At 64.2% G+C, this 20,247-nt stretch carries 17 protein-coding genes; 9 read left to right on the forward strand and 8 right to left on the reverse strand.

Features of this window, described 5'->3' with window-relative positions; genetic code table 11:
• Positions 1-35: 35 nt before the first annotated feature.
• The 5 genes from fabI to BTH_RS08705 form a co-directional block, all read right to left on the reverse strand.
• The gene (gene fabI, locus BTH_RS08685) at positions 36-797 is read right to left on the reverse strand and encodes an enoyl-ACP reductase FabI (protein WP_009897683.1); all 762 of its coding nucleotides are present in this window, start codon (positions 795-797) and stop codon (positions 36-38) included.
• Positions 798-1,400: 603 nt separating this feature from the next.
• On the reverse strand, positions 1,401-2,498 hold the full coding sequence (locus BTH_RS08690; RefSeq protein WP_009897685.1) for an NADH:flavin oxidoreductase/NADH oxidase: 1,098 nt from the start codon (positions 2,496-2,498) through the stop codon (positions 1,401-1,403).
• A gap of 217 nt (positions 2,499-2,715) precedes the next feature.
• On the reverse strand, positions 2,716-3,399 hold the full coding sequence (locus BTH_RS08695; RefSeq protein WP_009897689.1) for a type 1 glutamine amidotransferase domain-containing protein: 684 nt from the start codon (positions 3,397-3,399) through the stop codon (positions 2,716-2,718).
• Between the two features lie 196 nt (positions 3,400-3,595).
• Positions 3,596-3,796: a hypothetical protein gene (locus BTH_RS35045; protein ID WP_146032706.1), complete on the reverse strand. Its 201-nt coding sequence runs from the start codon at positions 3,794-3,796 to the stop codon at positions 3,596-3,598.
• Between the two features lie 173 nt (positions 3,797-3,969).
• The gene (locus BTH_RS08705) at positions 3,970-4,575 is read right to left on the reverse strand and encodes a TetR/AcrR family transcriptional regulator (RefSeq protein ID WP_009897693.1); all 606 of its coding nucleotides are present in this window, start codon (positions 4,573-4,575) and stop codon (positions 3,970-3,972) included.
• Positions 4,576-5,223: 648 nt separating this feature from the next.
• Here BTH_RS08705 and BTH_RS08710 point away from each other — a divergent pair.
• Positions 5,224-7,872, forward strand: a complete 2,649-nt coding sequence (locus BTH_RS08710; RefSeq protein ID WP_009897694.1) for a YcaO-like family protein — start codon at positions 5,224-5,226, stop codon at positions 7,870-7,872.
• Here BTH_RS08710 and BTH_RS08715 read toward each other — a convergent pair.
• Together BTH_RS08715 and BTH_RS35050 are read right to left on the reverse strand one after the other, a co-directional pair.
• Positions 7,842-8,636: a phytanoyl-CoA dioxygenase family protein gene (locus BTH_RS08715; RefSeq protein ID WP_223297120.1), complete on the reverse strand. Its 795-nt coding sequence runs from the start codon at positions 8,634-8,636 to the stop codon at positions 7,842-7,844. The genes BTH_RS08710 and BTH_RS08715 overlap by 31 nt on opposite strands.
• Positions 8,637-8,651: 15 nt before the next feature.
• Positions 8,652-9,284 (reverse strand): 2OG-Fe(II) oxygenase, encoded by a 633-nt coding sequence (locus tag BTH_RS35050; protein WP_223297121.1) that lies wholly within the window; start codon positions 9,282-9,284, stop codon positions 8,652-8,654.
• A 146-nt stretch (positions 9,285-9,430) separates the two neighbouring features.
• Here BTH_RS35050 and BTH_RS08720 point away from each other — a divergent pair, with 146 nt between their 5' ends.
• From BTH_RS08720 to BTH_RS08755, 8 genes are all read left to right on the forward strand, one after another.
• Positions 9,431-10,981, forward strand: coding sequence for a radical SAM/SPASM domain-containing protein (locus BTH_RS08720; RefSeq protein ID WP_009897698.1), 1,551 nt, complete (start codon positions 9,431-9,433; stop codon positions 10,979-10,981).
• A 54-nt stretch (positions 10,982-11,035) separates the two neighbouring features.
• Positions 11,036-11,353 carry a hypothetical protein gene (locus tag BTH_RS08725; RefSeq protein ID WP_009897700.1) on the forward strand — a complete coding sequence of 106 codons (318 nt, stop codon included), beginning with the start codon at positions 11,036-11,038 and terminating at the stop codon, positions 11,351-11,353.
• Positions 11,350-13,290, forward strand: coding sequence for a RiPP maturation radical SAM C-methyltransferase (locus BTH_RS08730; protein ID WP_011401366.1), 1,941 nt, complete (start codon positions 11,350-11,352; stop codon positions 13,288-13,290). Before BTH_RS08725 ends, BTH_RS08730 begins: the two co-directional genes overlap by 4 nt.
• On the forward strand, positions 13,287-14,480 hold the full coding sequence (locus tag BTH_RS08735) for a cupin domain-containing protein (protein WP_009897703.1): 1,194 nt from the start codon (positions 13,287-13,289) through the stop codon (positions 14,478-14,480). Before BTH_RS08730 ends, BTH_RS08735 begins: the two co-directional genes overlap by 4 nt.
• The gene (locus BTH_RS08740; RefSeq protein ID WP_009897705.1) at positions 14,477-14,770 is read left to right on the forward strand and encodes a MoaD/ThiS family protein; all 294 of its coding nucleotides are present in this window, start codon (positions 14,477-14,479) and stop codon (positions 14,768-14,770) included. The genes BTH_RS08735 and BTH_RS08740 overlap by 4 nt, the downstream gene beginning before the upstream one ends.
• A gap of 13 nt (positions 14,771-14,783) precedes the next feature.
• Positions 14,784-16,715 carry a carbamoyltransferase family protein gene (locus tag BTH_RS08745; protein ID WP_009897707.1) on the forward strand — a complete coding sequence of 644 codons (1,932 nt, stop codon included), beginning with the start codon at positions 14,784-14,786 and terminating at the stop codon, positions 16,713-16,715.
• Complete coding sequence (locus BTH_RS08750) at positions 16,712-17,917, forward strand: hypothetical protein (RefSeq protein WP_009897712.1); 1,206 nt, start codon at positions 16,712-16,714, stop codon at positions 17,915-17,917. Before BTH_RS08745 ends, BTH_RS08750 begins: the two co-directional genes overlap by 4 nt.
• A 686-nt stretch (positions 17,918-18,603) precedes the next feature.
• Positions 18,604-19,071 carry a DUF3455 domain-containing protein gene (locus tag BTH_RS08755; RefSeq protein ID WP_009897714.1) on the forward strand — a complete coding sequence of 156 codons (468 nt, stop codon included), beginning with the start codon at positions 18,604-18,606 and terminating at the stop codon, positions 19,069-19,071.
• A 201-nt stretch (positions 19,072-19,272) separates the two neighbouring features.
• Here the strand turns inward: BTH_RS08755 and egtD are convergent, their stop codons facing one another.
• Entirely contained in the window at positions 19,273-20,247 is a 975-nt protein-coding gene (gene egtD / locus BTH_RS08760) for an L-histidine N(alpha)-methyltransferase (RefSeq protein WP_009897715.1), read from the reverse strand.

Below are 20,247 nucleotides of genomic sequence, written 5' to 3' on the forward strand. Positions count from 1 at the left end.
CCGGCCGCCACGCGCGCGCGCCGCGCGCGCCGCCGTCAGCCGACGACGTGATAGCCGCCGTCGATGTACTCGACGTTGCCCGTCAGCGCGGCCGCGTCGTCGCTCGCGAGGAACGCGGCGACGTGGCCGACGTCGTCGATGTCGACGAGACGATGGCCGGGCGTGCGCTCGCGCACGCGTTCGAGCAGCGCGTCGAAGCGGTCGATGCCGGACGCGGCTCGCGTCTTCAGCGGCCCCGGCGACAGCGCGTGCACGCGGATGCGCCGCGGCCCGAGCTCCGCGGCGAGATAGCGCACCGAGCTTTCGAGCGCCGCCTTCACGGGCCCCATCAGGTTGTAGTCCTCGACCGCCCGCTCGGCGCCGTAGAACGTGACCGTCAGCAGACAGCCGCCGTTCGTCATCAGCGGCTCGGCCAGATGCGCGACGCGAATGAACGAATGGCACGACACGTCCATCGCCATCGCGAAGCCCGCCTGCGAGCAGTCGGTCACGCGGCGATGGAGGTCTTCCTTCGGCGCATACGCGATCGAGTGCAGCACGAAGTCGAGCTGCCCCCACTCGCGCGCGATGCGCGCGAACACGTCCTCGAGCTGACCGGGCTCGCGCACGTCGCACGGCACGACGAGCCGGCTGTCCAGACGCTGCGCGAGCGGCCGGACATAAGGCTCGGCCTTCTCGTTCAAGTAAGTGGTCGCGAGCTCGGCGCCCTGCTCGCGCATGATCCGCGCGCAGCCGAACGCGATGCTGCTTTCGTTTGCAATGCCGATGATCAAGCCACGCTTGTGCTGAAGTCGCATTGAGATCTCCTTCGACGGTCGTCCGATGGGGCGCGCGATGCGCGGGACCGCGCGGCGCGGTTCGGGCTGCCGGCGCATGCACGCATGCGGGGCATTCACGCCGTGAATGCCCCGCTGCGTTTCAAGTTCGCCGGGCAGGCGGCTTCGCGCCGCTCGCCGGAAGACTGTCGGCGATCGATGCGGGCCGACAGTTGATCGACGTCAATCGGAGAAGGAAACGGGAATCGCTTTTTGCTTGCCGAATGCGACGCGCGATTCATTGCAGAAAGATGACGCTTCGCACACGACGTGCGCCGCGCAGGAAACGCGGGGGCATTGCGCGAATCACGGCGTCAAGCGATCGACCGCTTCGAAGCGGACAGGCGGCGCGCGGAGAAGAACCGCGTGCGCTTCGCCGCCGGAAGGCACCGCGCGGCGTGCCGCGCGCCACGCCGCCGAGCGTGCGGGGCATCGAGCGATGTATCGACGCCGAACGATGCCGGCCGATCCGATGGCAGTCGCCCGCGCGAACGCCTCGCTGCATCGACACCATCGAAGCGTCCGCGCCCGGTGCCTTCACGCCTTCACGCCTTCACGCCATCACGCCTTCACGCCTTCACGCCTTCACGCCGCGCGATAACGCTCGAGCCAGTGCGCATACGGCGCCGGCAGCGTCCACGACGCGCGGTCGACGCCGAGCTCGAGCGCCGCGCGATACGGCCAGTGCGGATCGGCGAGATGCGCGCGGCCGACCATCACGAGATCAAGCTGCCCGTCCTTCACGACGCGTTCGGCGAGCGCCGGCGCATCGATCCCCCACGCGGACGCGACGGGCAGTTGCGCCTCGCGGCGCACGCGCTCGGCAACCGGCGCGAGAAACGCGGGGCCCCACGGAATGCGCGCGTCGGGCGTCGAGAAGCCAACCGTCACGCTCAACAGGTCGAGCCCTTCCTGCTTGAAGCGCTTCGCGAGCCCGATCGATTCGGCGAGCGTCTCCTCGTCGCGACCGTCGTACTCGATCACGCCGAAACGCGCGGTGAGCGGCAAGCGCTCGGGCCACACCTCGCGCACGGCCGCGAGCGTCTCGACGAGAAAGCGCCCGCGATTCTCCGCCGAGCCGCCGTACGCATCGGTGCGGCGGTTCGAATGCACCGAGAAGAAACTCTGGGCGAGATAGCCATGCGCGAAATGCAGCTCGAGCCATTCGAAGCCCGCGTCGAGCGCGCGCTTCGCGGCCGCGACGTAATCGGCCTTCACGCGAGCGATGTCGTCGAGCGTCATCTCGCGCGGCACCTTCGGCAGATGCGCGCCGTACGGCACCGCGGAAGGCGCGATCGTCGGCCAGCCGCGCGCGTCGCCTTCGGCGATGTGGTCGTCGCCTTCCCACGGCCGGTTCGCGCTCGCCTTGCGGCCCGCGTGCGCGAGCTGGATGCCGGGCACCGCGCCCGCCGTCTTGATCGCGTCGACCGAGCGCGCGAACGCGGCCGCCTGCCCGTCGTTCCAGAGGCCGGTGCAGCCCGGCGTGATCCGCCCTTCCGGCGACACCGCGGTCGCCTCCGCGATCACGAGCCCCGCGCCGCCGCGCGCGATGCCCGCGAGATGCACGTGATGCCATTCGTTGGGCACGCCGTCCTCGGCGACGTACTGGCACATCGGCGGCACCGCGATGCGGTTGCGCAGCTTGACGTCCTTCAGTTGAAACGGTTCGAACAATGCAGCCATCTACAACTCCTTCGGTATTCGTATTGCAGTCGGTGGGGAACTCGGGTGATGCGGCGCGTGCGATGGGCGACGTCTTCCGGCGACGCACATGCATCGCGACGCGATTCGATGCGCGGTGACGCGAATCGATGCGGTTGAATGCGAGCCGACGCGGTTCGGCGCGGCTAGACGACGGCGCGCGGGCGGCGCGCGACGCGGCGGCCGCCCGCGCCGCGGGTCACGACGTCTCGAGCAGCTGGAGCAGCGCCTCGGCAACGGGCTCCGACGACGCCGGGTTCTGCCCCGTGACAAGCAGCCCGTCGACGACGACGTGCGGCGCCCAGTCGGCCGCGCGCGAGTAATGGCCGCCGTTCGTCTTCAGCATGTCCTCGACGAGAAACGGCACGACCTCGGTAAGCTCGACGGCCGCCTCCTCGCTGTTCGAGAAGCCCGTGACATGGCGCCCCTTCACGAACGACGCGCCCGATGGGTCCTTCACGTTGCGCAATACGCCTGGCGCGTGGCAGACGGCCGCGACGGGCTTGTTCCTCGCGATCGCACGCTCGATCAGCGCGATCGAATGGCGGTCCTCGGCGAGATCCCACAGCGGGCCGTGGCCGCCCGGGTAGAACACCGCGTCGTAATCGTCTATCGACACGTCGGCGAGCTTGCGCGTCGACGCCAGCGCGGCCTGCGCTTCGGAATCCTTGTCGAAACGGCGCGTCGCGTCGGTCTGCGACGCCGGATCGCTGCTCTTCGGATCGACGGGCGGCAACCCGCCGCGGGGCGACGCGAGCGTGAGCTCGGCGCCGGCGTCCTTCAGCGCGTAGTACGGCGCGGCCAGCTCCTCTAGCCAGAAGCCGGTTTTCTTGCCGGTCGTGCCGAGTTCGTCGTGCGAAGTGAGAACCACGAGAATCTTCATCTGGATGCCCTCCTTGAAGTCTTGAGAATCAGGCGGCGCGGCCCGGAAGGCCCCGCCGGTCGTGCGTCTTCGAAACGGCCGACTTGTCGGGCCGCGCCCGGCACGGGCGGCGCGGCGGCGCGCGCCGGGCGCCGCGTGGCCGCCGAATCGCGTCGCGCCGCGCGGCTCGCGGCGTCATCCCGCGCGCCGCGCCGCTTCAACCCGTATCGCAGCGACCGCGACTCGAAGCGGCATTCGCGCATCGCGTGCCGGCATCGTGCGCGCTTGCCGCCGCACGAATGGCCCATCGCCCGACATCGCCGACGCGCTCGCCGATGCGTTCGTCGACACGTTCACTGGCCGCCCTGCCATCGTCGAACGAACGCGGCTTCGCGTCGAGCCTTTCGACGCTCGGCAAACGCGGATCGATCGCGCATCGGTCCGTTTGCCGAATCGGACTCGGTTCGCGTTGCAGTCGTCGAAATCCCGCATGATGGCCGCCCTCTAATAGACCAGTCGTCTACAAAATAGTCGTAAAAAACGCGGCGGTGCGACTTCCATCGCACGCGCCGCCGCGCATCGCATTCGTGTTCAGCGCGCTCCCGGCAGGCCGAGGGCGCGACGGGTGCTCGCCATCGCGACCGCCAGCGGCTCGCCGTTGCGCCGGATCTTTTCGATCAGCGTCGCGCCGATCCATAGCTCGTACAGCATCTCGGCCGTCTGCTGCGGATCGAGTTCGGCTTTCAGCGAGCCGTCGTCGAATGCCGCCGCGATGCATGCGGCGAGCCGCGCGACAATCTGCGACGTGCCGCGCTCGAGCGCCGCGCGCATCGCTTCCGACAGATCGCAGACTTCGGCGCCCAGCTTGACGACGAGGCACTTGCCTTCGGGGTCGTCGCCCATCTGCATTTGCTGCCATTGGGTCCAATAGCGCATCAGCCTGTCGATTGCGGTGCCGGGGCCACGCACGAGCAACTCGTCGAGGTGAGCAAGGTAGTCGTCGAAATACGATTCGAGTATCGACTCGCCGAACGCCTCCTTCGACCCGAAATAGTGATAGAACGACCCCTTCGGGACGCCGGCTGCCGCCAGAATCTCGTTCAGCCCGACGCCCGTGAAGCCCTTGCAGAGCATGATGGGCTTGGCGGTGTCGAGAATGTGCTGCCGGACATCGGCGGTGGTGGTTGCGGCGTTCATGGTGGTGGATGATAGCGTCGAATTAGACCGGTCGTCTAGTGACGGGAGGATTGGCCCTGGGAACGGTGTGGGATGAGTTTGGAGGCGGAAACGGTGGGACGAGATGTCGATGCCCGCGCGAACCGCGTTGGGGCTTCGCGTTTTTTCCTGTCCGTGTCCATTGGCGGCCAACCGATTGCGAAGCGTGCAGAACAGTATCGTTTCGGCGATTGTTTTGTCTGGCGGGAAACGGCCAGAAGCGCCATTCGCTCGCGGAGTTGCCTGGACGGCCAGACGTCGGCTCTGCATCAGTAAACGGTCATTCCATTCGTGATGTTGAATGTGCATCATTGGCCAATCCGGCTGTTCACCAATACGGTCAATCAATCAGTTCACGAGCACTGCGTCGAAGACTGATTGTGCGTCGCCGGCCAAGCGCCGGCAGAGGATTAGTGATCGAGGCAGGAAGGCGAACGCCGTCGGACCGCCGAGGTTCACGCGAAACAGCTTCCGCCGGCCGCCAGTGAACGAAATCGGAGTATGCCGTAAGATGTAGCTCGCCGAGCGACTCGCCCCAGTGACGCTATGCCCTCAGAGACCGCATCAAGCCGATCTCGTCGGTGGCCGCCATCGCCACCGGTCCGCCCTGTCGTCTTCGTGGGGCCGTCGTTGTCGCACGACGATGCACGCGGCATTCTCGATGCCGAATATCGTCCGCCAATACGCCGCGGTGACCTGGATGGCTTCGGGCAGGGAATCATCGTCGCTATCATTGACGGCGTATTCGATCAACAGTTGGCGGTCACACCGAGCGAGCTGCGCGCAGCGCTGGCACGGGGGGCGCGGATATTCGGCGCGTCGAGCATGGGCGCACTACGCGCTGTGGAGGTACCCGGTGTCGTAGGCGTAGGCCGCATCTATGAGATGTTCCGGGATGGGGTCGTTGACCGCGATGACGAAGTCGCGGTCACTTTCGATGCTCAGTCGCTCACCGCGCTTTGCCAACCGCTCGTGAACATACGACATGCGCTGGAGCGCCTCGCCGCGACCGGAACGCTGGCACGGCCTTTGGCAAAACGTATCTTGCGCACGGCGCAATTGATGCCGTATTTCGATCGCACGTATCCGCTCATCCTCGCGCGCGTCGGCCTCGACGATCACCGTGACGCTGCCCAGCTTGCGGAAATGCTGGCCTCGCATGACCTGAAGCGCGAGGACGCGATTACCTTGCTGGAATACTTGCGCAACGTAGACGCTGAGCCAGTGGGGTCGGCGCCTCGAATGCAATCGGCGATCACACTACCGACAAACGCTCGTGATGTGCCATCTCCCGACGAGCCGTTGCACTTGTGGGAGTTCGGACCGCCGTTGCCATTTCGCGAACTGCTCGAGTTCCTGGCATTCACCGGCGGCCTACGGGCCGTTGCCCTCCGCGCCGTGGCCGCGCTAGCAAGCGAGGACATCCCCGAGATCACAGATGCTTCGGAACTCCAGGCACTATTCGATCGCCGCATGGCACAAATTGGCCGCACCTGGCACTGGCTCACCGAGGAAGAGGTAACCACCAGCCTGCGCGGTCTTGGCATAGGAACCGATGCGCTGCAAGCGTCGGTCGTCAGCGAGTCCATCGACGAGCTGCGCGCCATGGTCTTGTTGCGCAATGCATCAGCCCCCTTCCTGCAAGCCCTTCGAAACCACTTGTTCCTAGACGAGCTGATGCTCAAACGCGAGGCAGCGCGCGCGTTGAGCCTTCGTTGGCTGGCGACCCGCGCAACCAGTTGTGGAGCCGCGCCGAGCGCGCATGATCGAGACTCGGCCCGGCGTGCGCTGTGTCGACAACTTGACGTACGTGACTTCAAGGGCGCAGTGCGGCAGTTGAGTGCTTGGGGCATCACGCCTTCGCGCTGCGAAGACTTCGTGACCGAGCTCGCATTGGCACGAAGGGCATGGCAAGCAGATAGCGTAGTTCCGCAGCCGAATTCGCGTCGTTGGCGATGGCTGCCGGCAAGCCGCAAGGCCGCGGGCAGCCGGCGCTTTTGTATGCCGGCCGCGACGGCATACACCATCGCCACGCGCTTGCGCAATGTGGTTGGCATCACGCGCGTGGCGATGATCACTGGTCTTGGGACCCTAGGCATTCCCAATGCACAGGCGTTCCGGCCGGACGGCCAGTGGTCAAGCACCGTAGGCAGCGGGAAGAGTGAGAGTGCAATCGGCGCGCGAATTGGCGCGATCATGGAGGAGGTCGAAAAGTGGGCACAGGAGCGCTACTCCCAGAATCTGGACCGACACGTCGTATGCGTGTCCAGCTATCGGGGACTGCGGCGTCGCGCGGAATCTGCAGTGGACCCAGCGACTTTGGATTTGCCTTACGACAGCCAATACAGCGCCAAGCTCGTCATGCCTTGGGTGCGCGGTTTCGACCTCGCCGCCGGGGCTCCCTGTCTGCTGCCCGCGGCGGCGGCAAGCCACATGCGACTGCCGCTCGATATCTTTTACTCCCCGCAGGGCGCGCGCAAGACCGTCACGACCAATGGGCTTGCCTCGGGCATGACGCTGGCCGAAGCGTTGACACACGCATTGTGCGAGTACGTCGAGCGGCATGCGCGCACGATCGACGCGATCGTCAACGACAATCCGGGTGCGCCCTACGCTGCGCGTAGCCCCGTCACCGACCTCGATCGCGCGCCAGCGTCGACACGCCGCCTGCTGCGCCGGATCGAACGCGCGGGATATCGGCTGGTTGCACGTTCGATCGCGGTCGATATCGCAATTCCAACATTCATCGCGACCATCTTGCTACCCGAAGGGCACGCTGACGGCACGCTGTTCGGCGACGGTTGGCAACAGGCCAGCGGCTGGGCAGCGCACCCCGATCCCGAAACCGCGTTGAACATGGCGATCCTGGAAGCAAGCCAAACCATCATGAGTCACATAGCCGGCGCACGCGAAGATTTGACGTTGGCCGCGCGCAGCTTGGGCCGTCACGAGCGGACCGAATCCCGTCGTCGGCCCGCTCTTGTCCCCGAGTTCGATGGAGACGCGCCGCGCCTGCCTTTCGATGCGATCCGCGGCCTTGTGTCGGACGATGCGGCGGCCGATGTGCGCTGGATCGTCGCGCGCTTACGCGACGCAGGCCTCACGCGCATAGTGATGATCGACTACTCGATCGCCGAAATCGCCCCGGCACGTGTCGTACGGGTCATTGTCCCCGGGCTGGAAACCACCAATCCTTTCCATACCGGCATGCGCGCCCGGATCGCGCTATTGAGCGATCTACTCGGCGTTCAGTACGGGAAGCCGCGCGTCGGCACGTAACGGCGGGCGCCCAAGAGCTGCTGCACCAGCGGCGATGGCTCGGGTATGGCGGCAAGCTGGATCGACATATCCTCCTGCGTCACACAGTAACTTCGGATGTAGCTCGCCAAGACCGCGTAGCGGGTGCGGCGCGACCGGTTCGGCCTCGAGGTGTGCCACCATGCGCCATCCGCAATGACGGCGCTACCCGGTGAACCGGTGAGAATTGTTGCGTCATCACACCAATCCCGGCCCATGTCGGGCAAGTGGCCTCGCCGATGGCTGCCGGCGATGCCGGCAGTGCCTCCATTCTCTTCCGTGAACGCGTCGATCATCCAGATCACCTGGCCGCTGAGCGGGAACACCGGATAAGGCTGCTGCATCGTCCAGTATGGGTAGTCCGCATGCCAATACTGCTCGGTGCTGCCGGGCAACAGGGCGTTGGCCGTCATGGTGGAGCACACCATGTCGTCGCCCAGCTGGCGGCGCCAAATCGCAAGCACCAAAGGATGGCAGAGCAGTTCGCTGAAAATTGCGTCCTTGATTAGCAGGTGGAGGATGCGCTGGTGACCCGACGGTTGCAGGTTACGATGCCGTTCAAGACGTTGTAGCTTGGTCAGGATGCCCCGGACGCGATAGGTGAACTCGCGTGGCAACAGCGACTCGATGACACAAAAACCGGTCTCGCGCACCTGCTCCAGTACGTTGTCGATGACCTCTGCCGACGGGGCGTCAAAGCTGCCGGGATGACCCGCGCCCAATGCACCTGCTTTGCGTCTTGACATTTTCTTCCACCATTCTTATTTCAGCCGCGGTCCAGCAATCCATGCAACCAACACACGGCGCACTCCGGCCACCACCGGTGTCACGCGGTGTTCGACAAAAGATGGCAAGCAGATGATGCTTCCTCGGTGACGCGGCGCGACCGCAATCGAGGAACCGAAGACCTCCAGATCGCCGCCTTCGTATTCGTGCGGCTCGCTCAATTGGACAATAACAGTGAGCTTGCGGGGCGCCTCTTCCGACTCATGGCTGTAGTCGTTATGCCAGTGAAAGTGGCCAAAGCCCGCGTGGTACTCGACATAGTGCGGCATTCGTGTAATGCCTGAAACCGTCAGGTGGTAATGTCGACGAGTCGCGTCGAGCGCGGCATCCCACACCAGGCGATAAACATGCAGTGTGCGCTTCTCGCATGGAATCATGCGCACGACTCCGACGCGGTGGTCGACGAGGACGTCCTGCCCCACAACCGTCGGGCACTCAGGCGGGAAAGAACGTCCCAACTCGCATAAGCGTTCGCAGCGTGACGCCGGGAGCGGTCTCGAGCACACCACAAAGCCCAAGTGCGCATGCGTGCCGCCATGAATCGCCACCGTACGCGCCGGGATGCGCCGTCGCATCGAGTTTGAAGGGGGAGTCCAAAAATCGTTCATGACGGCTCATCGTCTTTGTGATTGCGCATCGCAGCCATTCATCCATCCAAGCCGGCGTAAGAGACTTTACCCGGGTCACTGTTCCTTGACTTTCAGCATATATCATCCATTATTAGGCTCGTTGCCCATATCGAGGGGAATGCGCCATGCGGTCGATATCCGCTGGCGACGAGCATATCGTCGCCCGTATTCCGGTCAGCATGCTACGACTTGAGCGACGCCTGGCGCCGTTCAATAGTTACGCGCCCCCCGATCCAAACGGCTTGGCTCCCTCCATCATCGAAGGAAAGCGCGAGCTAGATCGACTGACGCTCAACGAACTGAGCGGCGTGTCGGACGCTTGTCGACGGGCGGCGCCTGCGTCCCAAACCGACGATGGCCGCTATTTCATCTCGCGTAGCAGTGCGTTGCCTTTGCCTCCGATCCTTTCCCATCGCGCGCTCGGCGGCGTCCATCTTTGGATCGGCGTCGAGGAGGGCATCGCCATCGTGCTCGACGACAATGAGCATGCGTTGTTTCTGCAGTTGCGCGACGGCACCACGCTATCGCAACTCGCGGACACCCTTCGGCAAAGCACGCCCGAGCGGGACGGATGGGCCGTCATTTACGCGCTGATCGGGCGGCTTGCCGTTTCGGGCTTCATTCGTGGCATCGACGGGTATACCGACCGGTGGCTCCCCAGTCCCGGCCGCTTTATGCGGCTCCATTTGACGCAGCGCTGCAACCTGACTTGCGTGCACTGCTACGCGGATTCGAGCCCGTACGTGACGTCCGAGGGCGAGATCTCCGTGGACCGCTGGAGCCGGCTCATCGATGAGTTTGCCGACGCCGGCGGCGAGCGGGTGTTGTTCACCGGCGGCGAGGCCCTTATCTACAAGGGCTGCGACCTGCTGATCCGGAAGGCTCACGAACGCGCGCTCGACGTCACGCTTTTTTCGAACGGCCTGCTCATCGATCGATACCTCGATCTCATTCGAGCATGCGTGGACCAGGTGCAAATCAGCATCGACGGCCCCGATGCACAGACCAACGACGCGATCCGGGGGCCGGGCAGCTTCGCACGTGCCAAGCAAGCGGTGGACACCCTAATCGCGGCGGGCGTGCGCGTGCGCATCAGTATGGTCGTGATGGCAAGCAACCTTGCCGCGATGCAACGCGATTTCGTTCGTTTTGCCTCTCAGTGGCCGCGTGGCGCGGTCGAGTTCCGGCTCGGCTACGGCGTCGCCCACCACGGGCGCGGCGAGGAACTCGGAGATCCGTTAGGAATCGATGATGTCCGTCCCGTCGTCGACGCATTGCTCGAAGCTGTCGAGGGCGACGGCGGCCCGCGCATCGCCCGCAGCACGAAAGGCTGCGGCTATGCCGAGCAGATCGTCGTTGCGCACGACGGCACGGTGCATCCTTGTCACCTACTGGACGGCGCGGTCACGCACATCGACAAGCAGTCCATCCCAGACCTTATTCAACTGCTGCAGCAAACGTCCCACGATTACGACGTGGATCATACGGTGGGCTGCAATCGCTGCGATATCCGCAACCTTTGTGGTGGAACCTGCCGCATCCTAAACGGCAAGACTACCGGCAACCGCCGCATCGCAAACTGCACTGCCTCGGACAAGCTGCACCGACTGCACAATTTGGTCGAAACGTTCTCACAGACACAAACGCCCCAGGCGCTTGCGCACGAATGGGAATAGGATCGACGCATTTCCCCGAGGTCTTTCCAAGCCAATAACCAAGGAGAAATCGCAATGGCAACCAGAAAGACGGCAGGTGGCGCGGCCAAGAAGACCGCAGCCAAGAAAGTGGCGAGCAAAACCGCGGCCAAGAAATCCGCGGCGAAGGCCGCAGCGGCGCCGCAGGGACATATGTTGTCCGTGCACCTGGATGCCGGTTTGGGTGAGCTGCCGGGAAAGGTCAAGCTGCCCTCAGGCACGGTTAAACCGGGCAAAGATGACGGTATCGTGATCGACGTGCAGAAGCTGGCCAAGCAACTCATCCGAGACCAGCGTTCGCGCCTGGTTTCCAGCATGGGTTGCATCTCGAACCCTGGAGGCCCCGGCTGTTGACTGCGGCTTCGGGAGGCGGCGCTTCCCCCGAGCGGCCATCACGCAAAGTCCTGCTCATATCGCCACCTTGGCGACTGGGCAATTGGCCGTCGCTCGCGCTCGGCACGCTCAAGTCGCACCTGCGTCGACACGGCATCGATGTCGACACGCGTCATTTGCACTTTGATGTGGCCGTGCGCCTTGGCTGGTCGCGTTATCAGGAGATCGCTTCCGGCTGGGAGCTCGGGGAAGCGTTGTACTTTGCATTGGATGCCCCTGACGAGGCCGATGCCATCCTGGCGCGAAGTGCGAAGGCTATGCGTGCGAATGGTCAGGCGTTGCACGCTGCGTGGGCCGAGCGTCCGTTGCTCGACGAGGTCGAGATGGCCACGCTCGGCGCCTTGGGCAATTTGGATTTGCGGCGCTACGATCTCGTCGGGTTTTCCGTGGGCGCCTTGCAGCTCGCCGCTTCGGTTTTCCTAGGACACTTGTTCAAGTGTCGTGCGCCGCACCTGAGAGTGATATTCGGTGGTGGCAGCGTGCTCGGAGAGCCGGGGCTGCGCTTGCTACAGCAGTTGCCCTGGCTCGACGCAGTCGTGGACGGGGAAGGTGAGCTGGCGATGGCTGCGCTTTCGTCGATACCAAATTGGGATGACGCGGAGCTTGAAGCCGTGCCCAATCTTTATTACCGGCGCGCAGACGGCTCTGTCGCACGCACCGTCACTCGCGTGCTGGCCACGCTCGACGATACGTTGCCCCCCGACATGGGCGAGTTCTACTCAGCCGCGCGCGCGGCGGGCTTCCCGGCCGCGGAGCTGATCTTGCCGGTGGAGGCCTCGCGGGGCTGCCATTGGGAGCACCGTAAGACCGACGGCCAGCTTCGCGGATGCACGTTCTGCGGCTTGTATCGCAATTCTCCGAATTACCGCGAGCGGCACCTTGATACCGTGATGGCGCACATCCGCGATGGTGTTCATCGTTCGCGCACTCTGGCGCTTGGCTTTGTGGATGCCTACTTGCCAAGCGCCTACGCGAAGGCGCTGCTGCGCCGCCTCGCGTCCGAGCCTTTGGACGTGACGCTCTTTTGTGAAATGCGCTGCGACCTTGATGCGGAAACTGCAGCCTTGCTCGCCGCAGCCGGCGCGCGCCACGTTCAGTTGGGCGTAGAAGCCTTCGATACAAAACTGCTCTCGCAGATGGCCAAAGGCGTCCGGATGATCGACAACGTCTCCTCGATCAAGGTCTGCGAGGAATTCGGTGTGCCCTACCAGTACAATCTCATTACCTATTTTCCGGGCGCCGACAGGCGTGCGGTGGACCGTATGGCGAACTTGCTGCCCGCTCTCGCCGGTTTCAAACCGCCGTCACTGGCGCGCTTCTATCTCGATCGCAGCAGCCGCATCTTCGCCGACTGGCAGCGAGATGAGCTTGCCGCTCGCAACGTCGACCATTCGCCTCTGCCCTTCCTGCCATCGGCGCTCGCGGCAGCGCGAATCACTCAGGTGGTGCCCTTCGATACGCTCGATAGGGATGCTCTATGCGAAGAGTGGGCCGCCGTCGAACGCGAAGTCACGCGTTGGCGCACGCGGCATCAGCAGGCGCAGGCCGAAGGCGTGGTACAACTACTGAGCTGGCGCGACGCCGGCAGCGCCCTGATTGTGTCGGACGAACGCGGGGACGAACCGCTCGCGATCGAACTCGAAGGCGTTGCACGCGAAGTCCTTTTGGCTTGCGACCGGCTCGTACGCAAGCGCGATTTGTGCGAGCGTGTGCGTGGACTCGACGAGTCTACGTTGCATACGGTGCTTCAGCGCCTAAACGATCAAAAGCTCGTGGTACAAGAGGGGGCCTGGGTTATTGCGCTTCCGGTGCGTGCGCGCCTTCCGAACGGCGCAGCGCGCGAGCGGGCCGCTAGCGGTATGCGGCAGGCGAAAACCATCCACATCGCGCCCGTATGAGCGAACTGACGTTGGCGGCGCTGCTATCGCCGATCACGGTGGACGCGTTCATGGAACGTTATTGGGGACGCAAACCGCTGATCGTGCGGCGCCAAGCGCCGCACCTGTATGCGTGCTTGCCCGACAGCGAGGAATTCGCTTTTCTGCTTCATTCGCTGACAGATCCGGAACGCGGCTGGTTCAGCATTGTCAACGGCGTTGCGCGCCCACCGTCGGACAGTCTGCTGACACAGGAGGGATTACTTAATCTGTCCGAGGTCTACGCGGCATATCGCGACGGCAACAGCCTTCTGATGAACCAGGTCCAACGACGCCATCGAGAAACCGCTATGTTGTGTCGGCGCATCGAGTCTGCACTCAGCGCACACGGTATTGCGCTTGCGCGCCATATCGGCGCGAACGGCTACCTTTCGCCTCCGTCGTCGCAAGGCTTCAATATTCACTATGATCCGCACGACGTGCTCATCCTGCAGATTGAGGGCCGCAAGCATTGGCGCCTCTATGGACGCCATGTAGCTTGGCCGACGCAGCCACCCGCCACGCCGATACCGCCCGAGGAAGCGGGCTCGCCCCGGCGCGAGTTCGTATTGTCGCCGGGCGAGCTCGTCTACATTCCACGAGGCGTTCTGCACGACGCCAACACGACTGACTCGCGCTCACTGCACCTGACGCTTAGTATCGAGACATTGACGTGGACCGATCTGCTCATCGAAGCCATGTCCGACAACCCCGCGTTCCGCCGCAATCTGCCGGTCTGTCCGCCCTTTGGCAAGCGCATCGGCGACGAAGCCCGCGCCGAGTTGACTCGGTTGACTGCCTCCCTCAACAACCCGCGCGCGCTACGACGCGCCCTGGCGGCCATGTCAGGGCGCCTGCTCGGCAACTTAGACCCACTGCCGAACGGCGGCTTTGCGGAGGTCGACGGGCTCCACCTGATCGAGCCGAAGACGTGGCTGAGCCTTGCGCCCGGCACCTTCGGCCACGTCGAAGTAAACGGCGACGAGGCTATTCTGCATCTGCCGGGCAGCGCATTGCGTGCCGCACGTGAGATGGCCAAAGCCTTTTACTACCTTTTGCGCGCGCGACGCGTGCGAGCCTGCGACCTGCCGGTGTCGGCCAGCGAGGCGGACAAGCTCACCTTCGTACGCAAACTGGTTCAAATGGGCTTTCTTGTCAAGGCATCGGAATGAAGACCACCCCACTCCCCAACGTGACCGTGAAAATCGCCGACGCGTTGCGCACACGCACGTTAGGCGCATCCCAAGTGCATACGCAGGCTTGCTCCGTGCGGCAGGCATTGAACAAGCTGGCTGAATCGGATCCAGAGCTCGCGCGCCGACTCTTCTCCTCGGACGGGACTCTGCGCCGAACGGTCGTCGTTTGCGTTGATGGACAAGACATCCGGTTGCGGCAAGGGCTGGATACCGCGCTTGGGGACAACGCCGAGGTGGTGCTGGTGGCGGCCATCTCCGGCGGATGAGCGCATCATTGCCATGACCGGCGCCTGGGTCTTGGGCTTGGCCGCCTCGCAGCACAACGGCGCGGCTTGCCTGATGCGCGGCGACAAGATCGTCGTCGCGATCGCAGAGGAACGTCTATCGCGCGTGAAGCGTCAAGGTATCGCCGGCGCACGGGCGTCGCTGGCCTTCGACTACTGTTTGTCGGCTGCGGGCATCTCGGCACGGTCGCTGGATCGGGTGGTGCTGTGCACGCAGACCTCGCGCCACTTACCAGAGCACGACGTGCGGAGCAATCCCCAACTGGCTTCTTTGGCCCATGACGGGAGGATTCGATTTATCTCGCACCACGTGGGGCACGCACTGAGCGCATTGCGGTGGGCCGGAGCCCCCGACGCGGCGGTGCTCGTTGTGGACGGCTTGGGGTCGCCAGTGCAGGACCTGCCAGCCGACGAACGGGAATTGGCCGCGCCGACGTTGTCAGGTCCGGGCGAGACGCTGTCGATGTATCACGCGCATGGTTGGCGCCTGAAAGTGATCGACAAGTCGTTCGCGGAATGCGACCGGTGGCTGGCCGTCGACGGTAAGACCGCACCACGCTATGCGTCCCTCGGCGGAATGTACGCTGCGGTATCGCAGCACGTGTTCAACGACGCGCTAGAAGCCGGGAAGGTGATGGGGTTAGCTTCGCACGGCGAACCGCGCATCCCTGCGACGGAGTTCCTGCACATTCGGCAAAACGGTCAGATCGAGTTCGGCGATGTGCTCGCTCGGCGCTTCGCTGCGCGAAGCCGTGCAGACCGCATCACTTCGGCGCACAAAACACTGGCCGCGTCGGCACAGGCCGCACTGGAGGAAGCGTTGCTGGCTGTCGCCAAGCGCCTCAGGACACTGACCGGAGAGCCAAGGCTTTGTCTCGCGGGCGGCATCGCACTCAACGCCATCGCGAACGAGTGCCTGTTGCGGCAATCGGGCTTTGACCAAATCTGCGTGATCCCGGCTGCCGACGATAGCGGCACCGCCATCGGCGCGGCGATGGCCGGCCTCTTGGAACTTGGCTCGCACATCTCCACCCAAGCCATGCGCGACGACGGCCTCGGTCGCTGCTATGATAATTTAGAGATCCAAAGTGCATTTGAGTCCGTCCCCGGGTTGCGCTGCATTGTTCCGCGATGTGTCGCAACGCACGCTGCCGAGCGCATCGCTCAGGGCCAAATTGGCGGCTGGGTGCAGGGCGGGGCCGAGTTTGGCCCGCGTGCGCTTGGACATCGCAGTATTATCGCCGACCCGCGAAGTCAATACACCAAGCGTCGACTGGATAAGCGCATCAAACTGCGCGAGGCGTTTCGCCCTTACGCCCCAGTGGTGCTGCATGCCAAAGCGGCGCGCTGGTTCGATGTCGGGCGCGACGATGAAAGTCCATTCATGCTGCGAATCATGCCAGTCCGCGAAGCATGCCGTGACGCAGTGCCGGCAGTCGTGCACGTGGACGGCACGGCTCGTATCCAAACCGTTCGAGCGGCCGACGGGTTGTTCTTTCGCGTTGTGAAGGCATTCGACAGGTTCACGGGCGTACCCATGCTGCTGAACACGTCATTCAACGCGCGTGGCGAACCAATAGTCGAGACGCCACAGCAAGCGCTTTGGAGTCTCATTGGCATGGGGCTGGACTTTTGTGCGATAGGTCCCTTCCTGTTCGAACCGAGCGAAGATCGTCGCCAACTACTCCGCGCGCGAATCGTGTTGTTCGATGCCAAAGATCGCGAGTCGCCAACCGTGCGCAAGCGCCTCGCCATGCAAGGCGATCCACTGCTCGCCCCCTTGCTCGACCTAGTGGACAGACGTTGCACCGCCGCCGAGATTGGAGAGCGTTTATCAGCAAGCCTTGGCCGCAGCATCCCGCGCGCCCGGCTGATCGCTTTGATCTGCCGGCTCGCCAGCCTACAACTCGTAGGCCTCACGCGATGAAACCGAGCCTCATCGAGCGATTGATAGGCGTCGCGCAGCGCCTCGAGCGACGCTCGCGCACAATGCCAAGTGGTTCGGCGGCCTTTGCCCGCTGCACCGCTGAGACCATCGCCGAGGAGGCACTGCCGCACGTCGCGCTCGGCCCACTCTTGCGAGAGTGCCTCTCGAAGGGGCCGCTGCCGATACAACGGCGCATCGACGAAGGATTCGGTCAGCCAGCGCTAACGCTCTACCGCACTCGCCGCTTTACGGTGGATTTGCTGTTCTGGCAAGAGGCGAGCACCGGGATACACCAGCACGAATTCGCGGGTGCGTTCTCGGTGTTGTGCGGATCAAGCCTGCACACTCGGTTCACGTTCGAGCACCGGAGTGATTTGGACCGCTCAATGAGACTTGGGGCCCTTGCGCTGCAATCAACCGAGTTACTGCGTGAAGGCGATGTGCGCGAAATAGTGCCTGGTCGGCGGTTGATCCATTCACTGTTTCATCTCGACACACCGAGCGTCACCCTGGCGATACGATCGCTGCCATCGGCAAGGCGAAGTCCCGAATACGAATACCTGCCTCCCGGCCTCGCGTTCGATCCCCGCGCCCGCAGCGAAGCGCAGCTGATGCATAAGCGCCTGCTGGCGCTATGTCAGCGCTTCGAGCGGGCTCAGTTGGAACGAAATCTACGGGAGCTGATTGTAACCACCGACCTGTATGGCGCATTTCTGCTGTTGGGCCAAGCGCGAGGAGCGCTGATCGACGACGAGCGCGCATACCGCCGCGTCGTCTCTTCAGCCCGCTCCGTACACGGTGGGGGTACCGTCAACGCGTTGGTGCCGGCGATCGAGGAACAGTGGCGTCGACAAGCCATTTTGTCGCTCCGACGTACGGTAGTGGATTCCGAACAGAGACTCTTCCTAGCGCTAGTGCTGAATTTGCCGGAACGAGCCGCCATCCTCTCGCTCTTGGACGCGCTGGATAGCAATCAGTCAGCAATCGAGCGCATTCTTCGCGTAGTCCGCGACCTCAGCGCATATGATTGGATGGGTTTGCGCTACGATGCGACAGTGGAAAGGATGCTGCGAGACGTATTGGAGGGCCGCCCCCCTTCTGCAATACTCGGTCAGCTTCGCCGGTTGGACAATCCGGCACCTGTAGAATGCTCTTGGATGTCAATGCGTGCCTCGCCCGTTTTACGACCGCTTTTCTTATAGGTTACCTAACCACTAGCGGCCCACGCATAAGTGTTCGCTTCGGGCGTTTGGCAACTACCTTCGGGTTGTCGCACCTTTTGTGACTTCGCTCACGGCCGCTTCAGATTTGCACGAATCGAGTGGCTACCCGTTACAGCCGGCCTAAACTCACCAACGCGGATCCGTGAATGTCGGCAACGGCCGGGCGCCGCCGCCCCATGCGAACGATCGTTGTACCCCGGACGCAGCCGTTGAGCTCAAACATGGACAAGCGGCCGCTTCGGGTCGGTTCGAGCCGCTCGCGGACCGCTGGGACAAGCCAGCCGGGATCGGCCACCATTTGTCATTCAGCGGCCGGGAAAACCTGCCGTCTGAGCGGCCGCACCACACCGGCACCTAACGGGCAAGCTACGTGTACGACTCGCGCCATCGTCAGCGTTCGCCCATCGACATTGCCACGTCAGCTCACTACCTTGCTATTTCAGACCGAACGTCTAGCGAACGTCCGCAACTGACTTCGATGAAAGTGAACTGCCGGCCGAACTCGGAAGGCGGCATGACAGCTTGACGGATGACCGGTTCCAAGTCTGCTGTTTTTCTAGCCAATCACCGCCACCGCGCAGAAAAACGTCGAGTCCATTCGTCATTCCGTCCGAGACGCAACGTGCCTGGTTGACCGGAAAAAGCGAAACCGCATCGCACGCCGAATGACGACGACACTGCTGACATTGGCGACGATGACCGCCCATGCCGCCCGTCCTCGAACGCCGCTCATCCCCGAAGACGCCGCTCAAGCCCAAACCACCACCGGCATCCAGATCCACGCCTGCGAATACGACAGCAGCCACCGTCAGGCGCGAACCTTCCAGCACACCGAAGCCACGCTCTACGACGCCGCCGGCGCCGCCATAATCAAGCACCGCGCCGGCCCTTCATGGAAAGCGCAAGACGGCAGCCGCATCGTCGGCGAGAAGATCGCCGACGCGCCGAGCCCGAACGCGGACAACACTACCCGGTTGCCGCTGTCGACGCACGCGAGCGCGAGCGGCTCGCTCGCGTCCGTGCGCTGCGTGCGGCGTCTCGATACGAAAGGCGGCACCGCACGCGCAACGCCGTGCACGACCGAGCCTCAACTCGGCAGTTCGCCGTATTACGCGCGAGATGTCTTCTGGTAGCAACGCAAACGAGCCCGCGAGCAAACGTCCCCCGCTTCGCGCCCCGTCGACATCGCTGCACGCGCGCCGCCAAAGCACATGCGATTGGCGCGCGTGCGCTCACGACGCACGTACGACCAAAGCGCGCTCGATCGACACCGCCGCATGCCCCCCGCCCGCCTGCGCGCCGCCGGACCGCCGCGCAATCCGCCACCTGCCGCGTCACCCGCGACTCTCGAGCCAATGCACGCTGAACAGCCGCGCATCGTCGATCCACACGGTCCCCGGCGTGAACCCCGCCGCCTGCGCGAGCGCGCGAAATCCGTCGACCGTGAACTTGTGCGAGTTCTCCGTATGCAGCGTCTCGCCCGCGTCGAACCGGAACGCATAGCCCGCCAAGCGCACCGTTTGCGCGCGCCGGCTCACGAGGTGCATCTCGATGCGCTGTTGATCGACGTCGTAGAACGCGCGATGCGCCCACGCGTCGAGCGCGAAATCCGCACCGAGCTCGGCGTTCGCGCGCTTGAGCAGATTCAGGTTGAACGCGGCCGTCACGCCCGCTGCATCGTTGTATGCGCGATGCAGGATCGATACGTCCTTCACGAGATCGACGCCGATCAGCAGCCCGCCCCCCTTCAGCAGCGAAGCCGCGTGCCGCAGGAACGCCGAAGCCTCGTCCGGCGAGAAATTGCCGATCGTCGAGCCGAGAAAGCAGCCGACCCGCCGCCCCGCCACGCACTCGATCGCACGCAATTGCTCGGACTGCAGATAATCGGCGACGACAGGCTGCACGTCGAGCCACGGGTAAGCGTCGCGCAACGCGGCGGCCGACTGAGCGAGATGCTCGGCCGAGATGTCGACGGGCAGATAGCGCGCGGGTGGCCCCGACGCCGCGCACGCGTCGAGCAGCACGCGGATCTTCGATAGCGACCCCGCGCCGAATTCGATCAGGTTCGCGTCGCGGCCGATCTGCGCGGCGATCTCGTGCGCATGGCGCTTCAGGATCGCAAGCTCGGTGCGCGTCGGATAGTACTCGGGCAGCTCGCAGATGCGATCGAACAACGCGGAGCCGGCGGCGTCGTAGAAGTATTTCGGCGCGATGCTGCGCGGCGCGCGGCGCAACCCCGCGAGCAGGTCGCGGCCGAACGCGCTGTCGCGCTTCGTTTCGTTCGCCACGCCCGCGGCGGCTTCACTCAT

The sequence above is a fragment of the Burkholderia thailandensis E264 genome (assembly GCF_000012365.1).
Classification (GTDB): Bacteria; Pseudomonadota; Gammaproteobacteria; order Burkholderiales; family Burkholderiaceae; genus Burkholderia; species Burkholderia thailandensis.

Excerpts from the sequence above, each read along its gene's own strand:
- BTH_RS08695 (WP_009897689.1), bottom strand. The coding sequence starts at position 3,399 with ATGAAGATTCTCGTGGTTCTCACTTCGCACGACGAACTCGGCACGACC.
- BTH_RS08750 (WP_009897712.1), top strand. The coding sequence starts at position 16,712 with ATGAAACCGAGCCTCATCGAGCGATTGATAGGCGTCGCGCAGCGCCTC.
- BTH_RS08745 (WP_009897707.1), top strand. The coding sequence starts at position 14,784 with ATGACCGGCGCCTGGGTCTTGGGCTTGGCCGCCTCGCAGCACAACGGC.
- BTH_RS08705 (WP_009897693.1), bottom strand. The coding sequence starts at position 4,575 with ATGAACGCCGCAACCACCACCGCCGATGTCCGGCAGCACATTCTCGAC.
- BTH_RS35050 (WP_223297121.1), bottom strand. The coding sequence starts at position 9,284 with ATGAACGATTTTTGGACTCCCCCTTCAAACTCGATGCGACGGCGCATC.
- BTH_RS08755 (WP_009897714.1), top strand. The coding sequence starts at position 18,604 with ATGACGACGACACTGCTGACATTGGCGACGATGACCGCCCATGCCGCC.
- egtD (WP_009897715.1), bottom strand. The coding sequence starts at position 20,247 with ATGAGTGAAGCCGCCGCGGGCGTGGCGAACGAAACGAAGCGCGACAGC.
- BTH_RS08735 (WP_009897703.1), top strand. The coding sequence starts at position 13,287 with ATGAGCGAACTGACGTTGGCGGCGCTGCTATCGCCGATCACGGTGGAC.
- BTH_RS08720 (WP_009897698.1), top strand. The coding sequence starts at position 9,431 with ATGCGGTCGATATCCGCTGGCGACGAGCATATCGTCGCCCGTATTCCG.
- BTH_RS08740 (WP_009897705.1), top strand. The coding sequence starts at position 14,477 with ATGAAGACCACCCCACTCCCCAACGTGACCGTGAAAATCGCCGACGCG.
- fabI (WP_009897683.1), bottom strand. The coding sequence starts at position 797 with ATGCGACTTCAGCACAAGCGTGGCTTGATCATCGGCATTGCAAACGAA.
- BTH_RS08715 (WP_223297120.1), bottom strand. The coding sequence starts at position 8,636 with ATGTCAAGACGCAAAGCAGGTGCATTGGGCGCGGGTCATCCCGGCAGC.
- BTH_RS08725 (WP_009897700.1), top strand. The coding sequence starts at position 11,036 with ATGGCAACCAGAAAGACGGCAGGTGGCGCGGCCAAGAAGACCGCAGCC.
- BTH_RS08690 (WP_009897685.1), bottom strand. The coding sequence starts at position 2,498 with ATGGCTGCATTGTTCGAACCGTTTCAACTGAAGGACGTCAAGCTGCGC.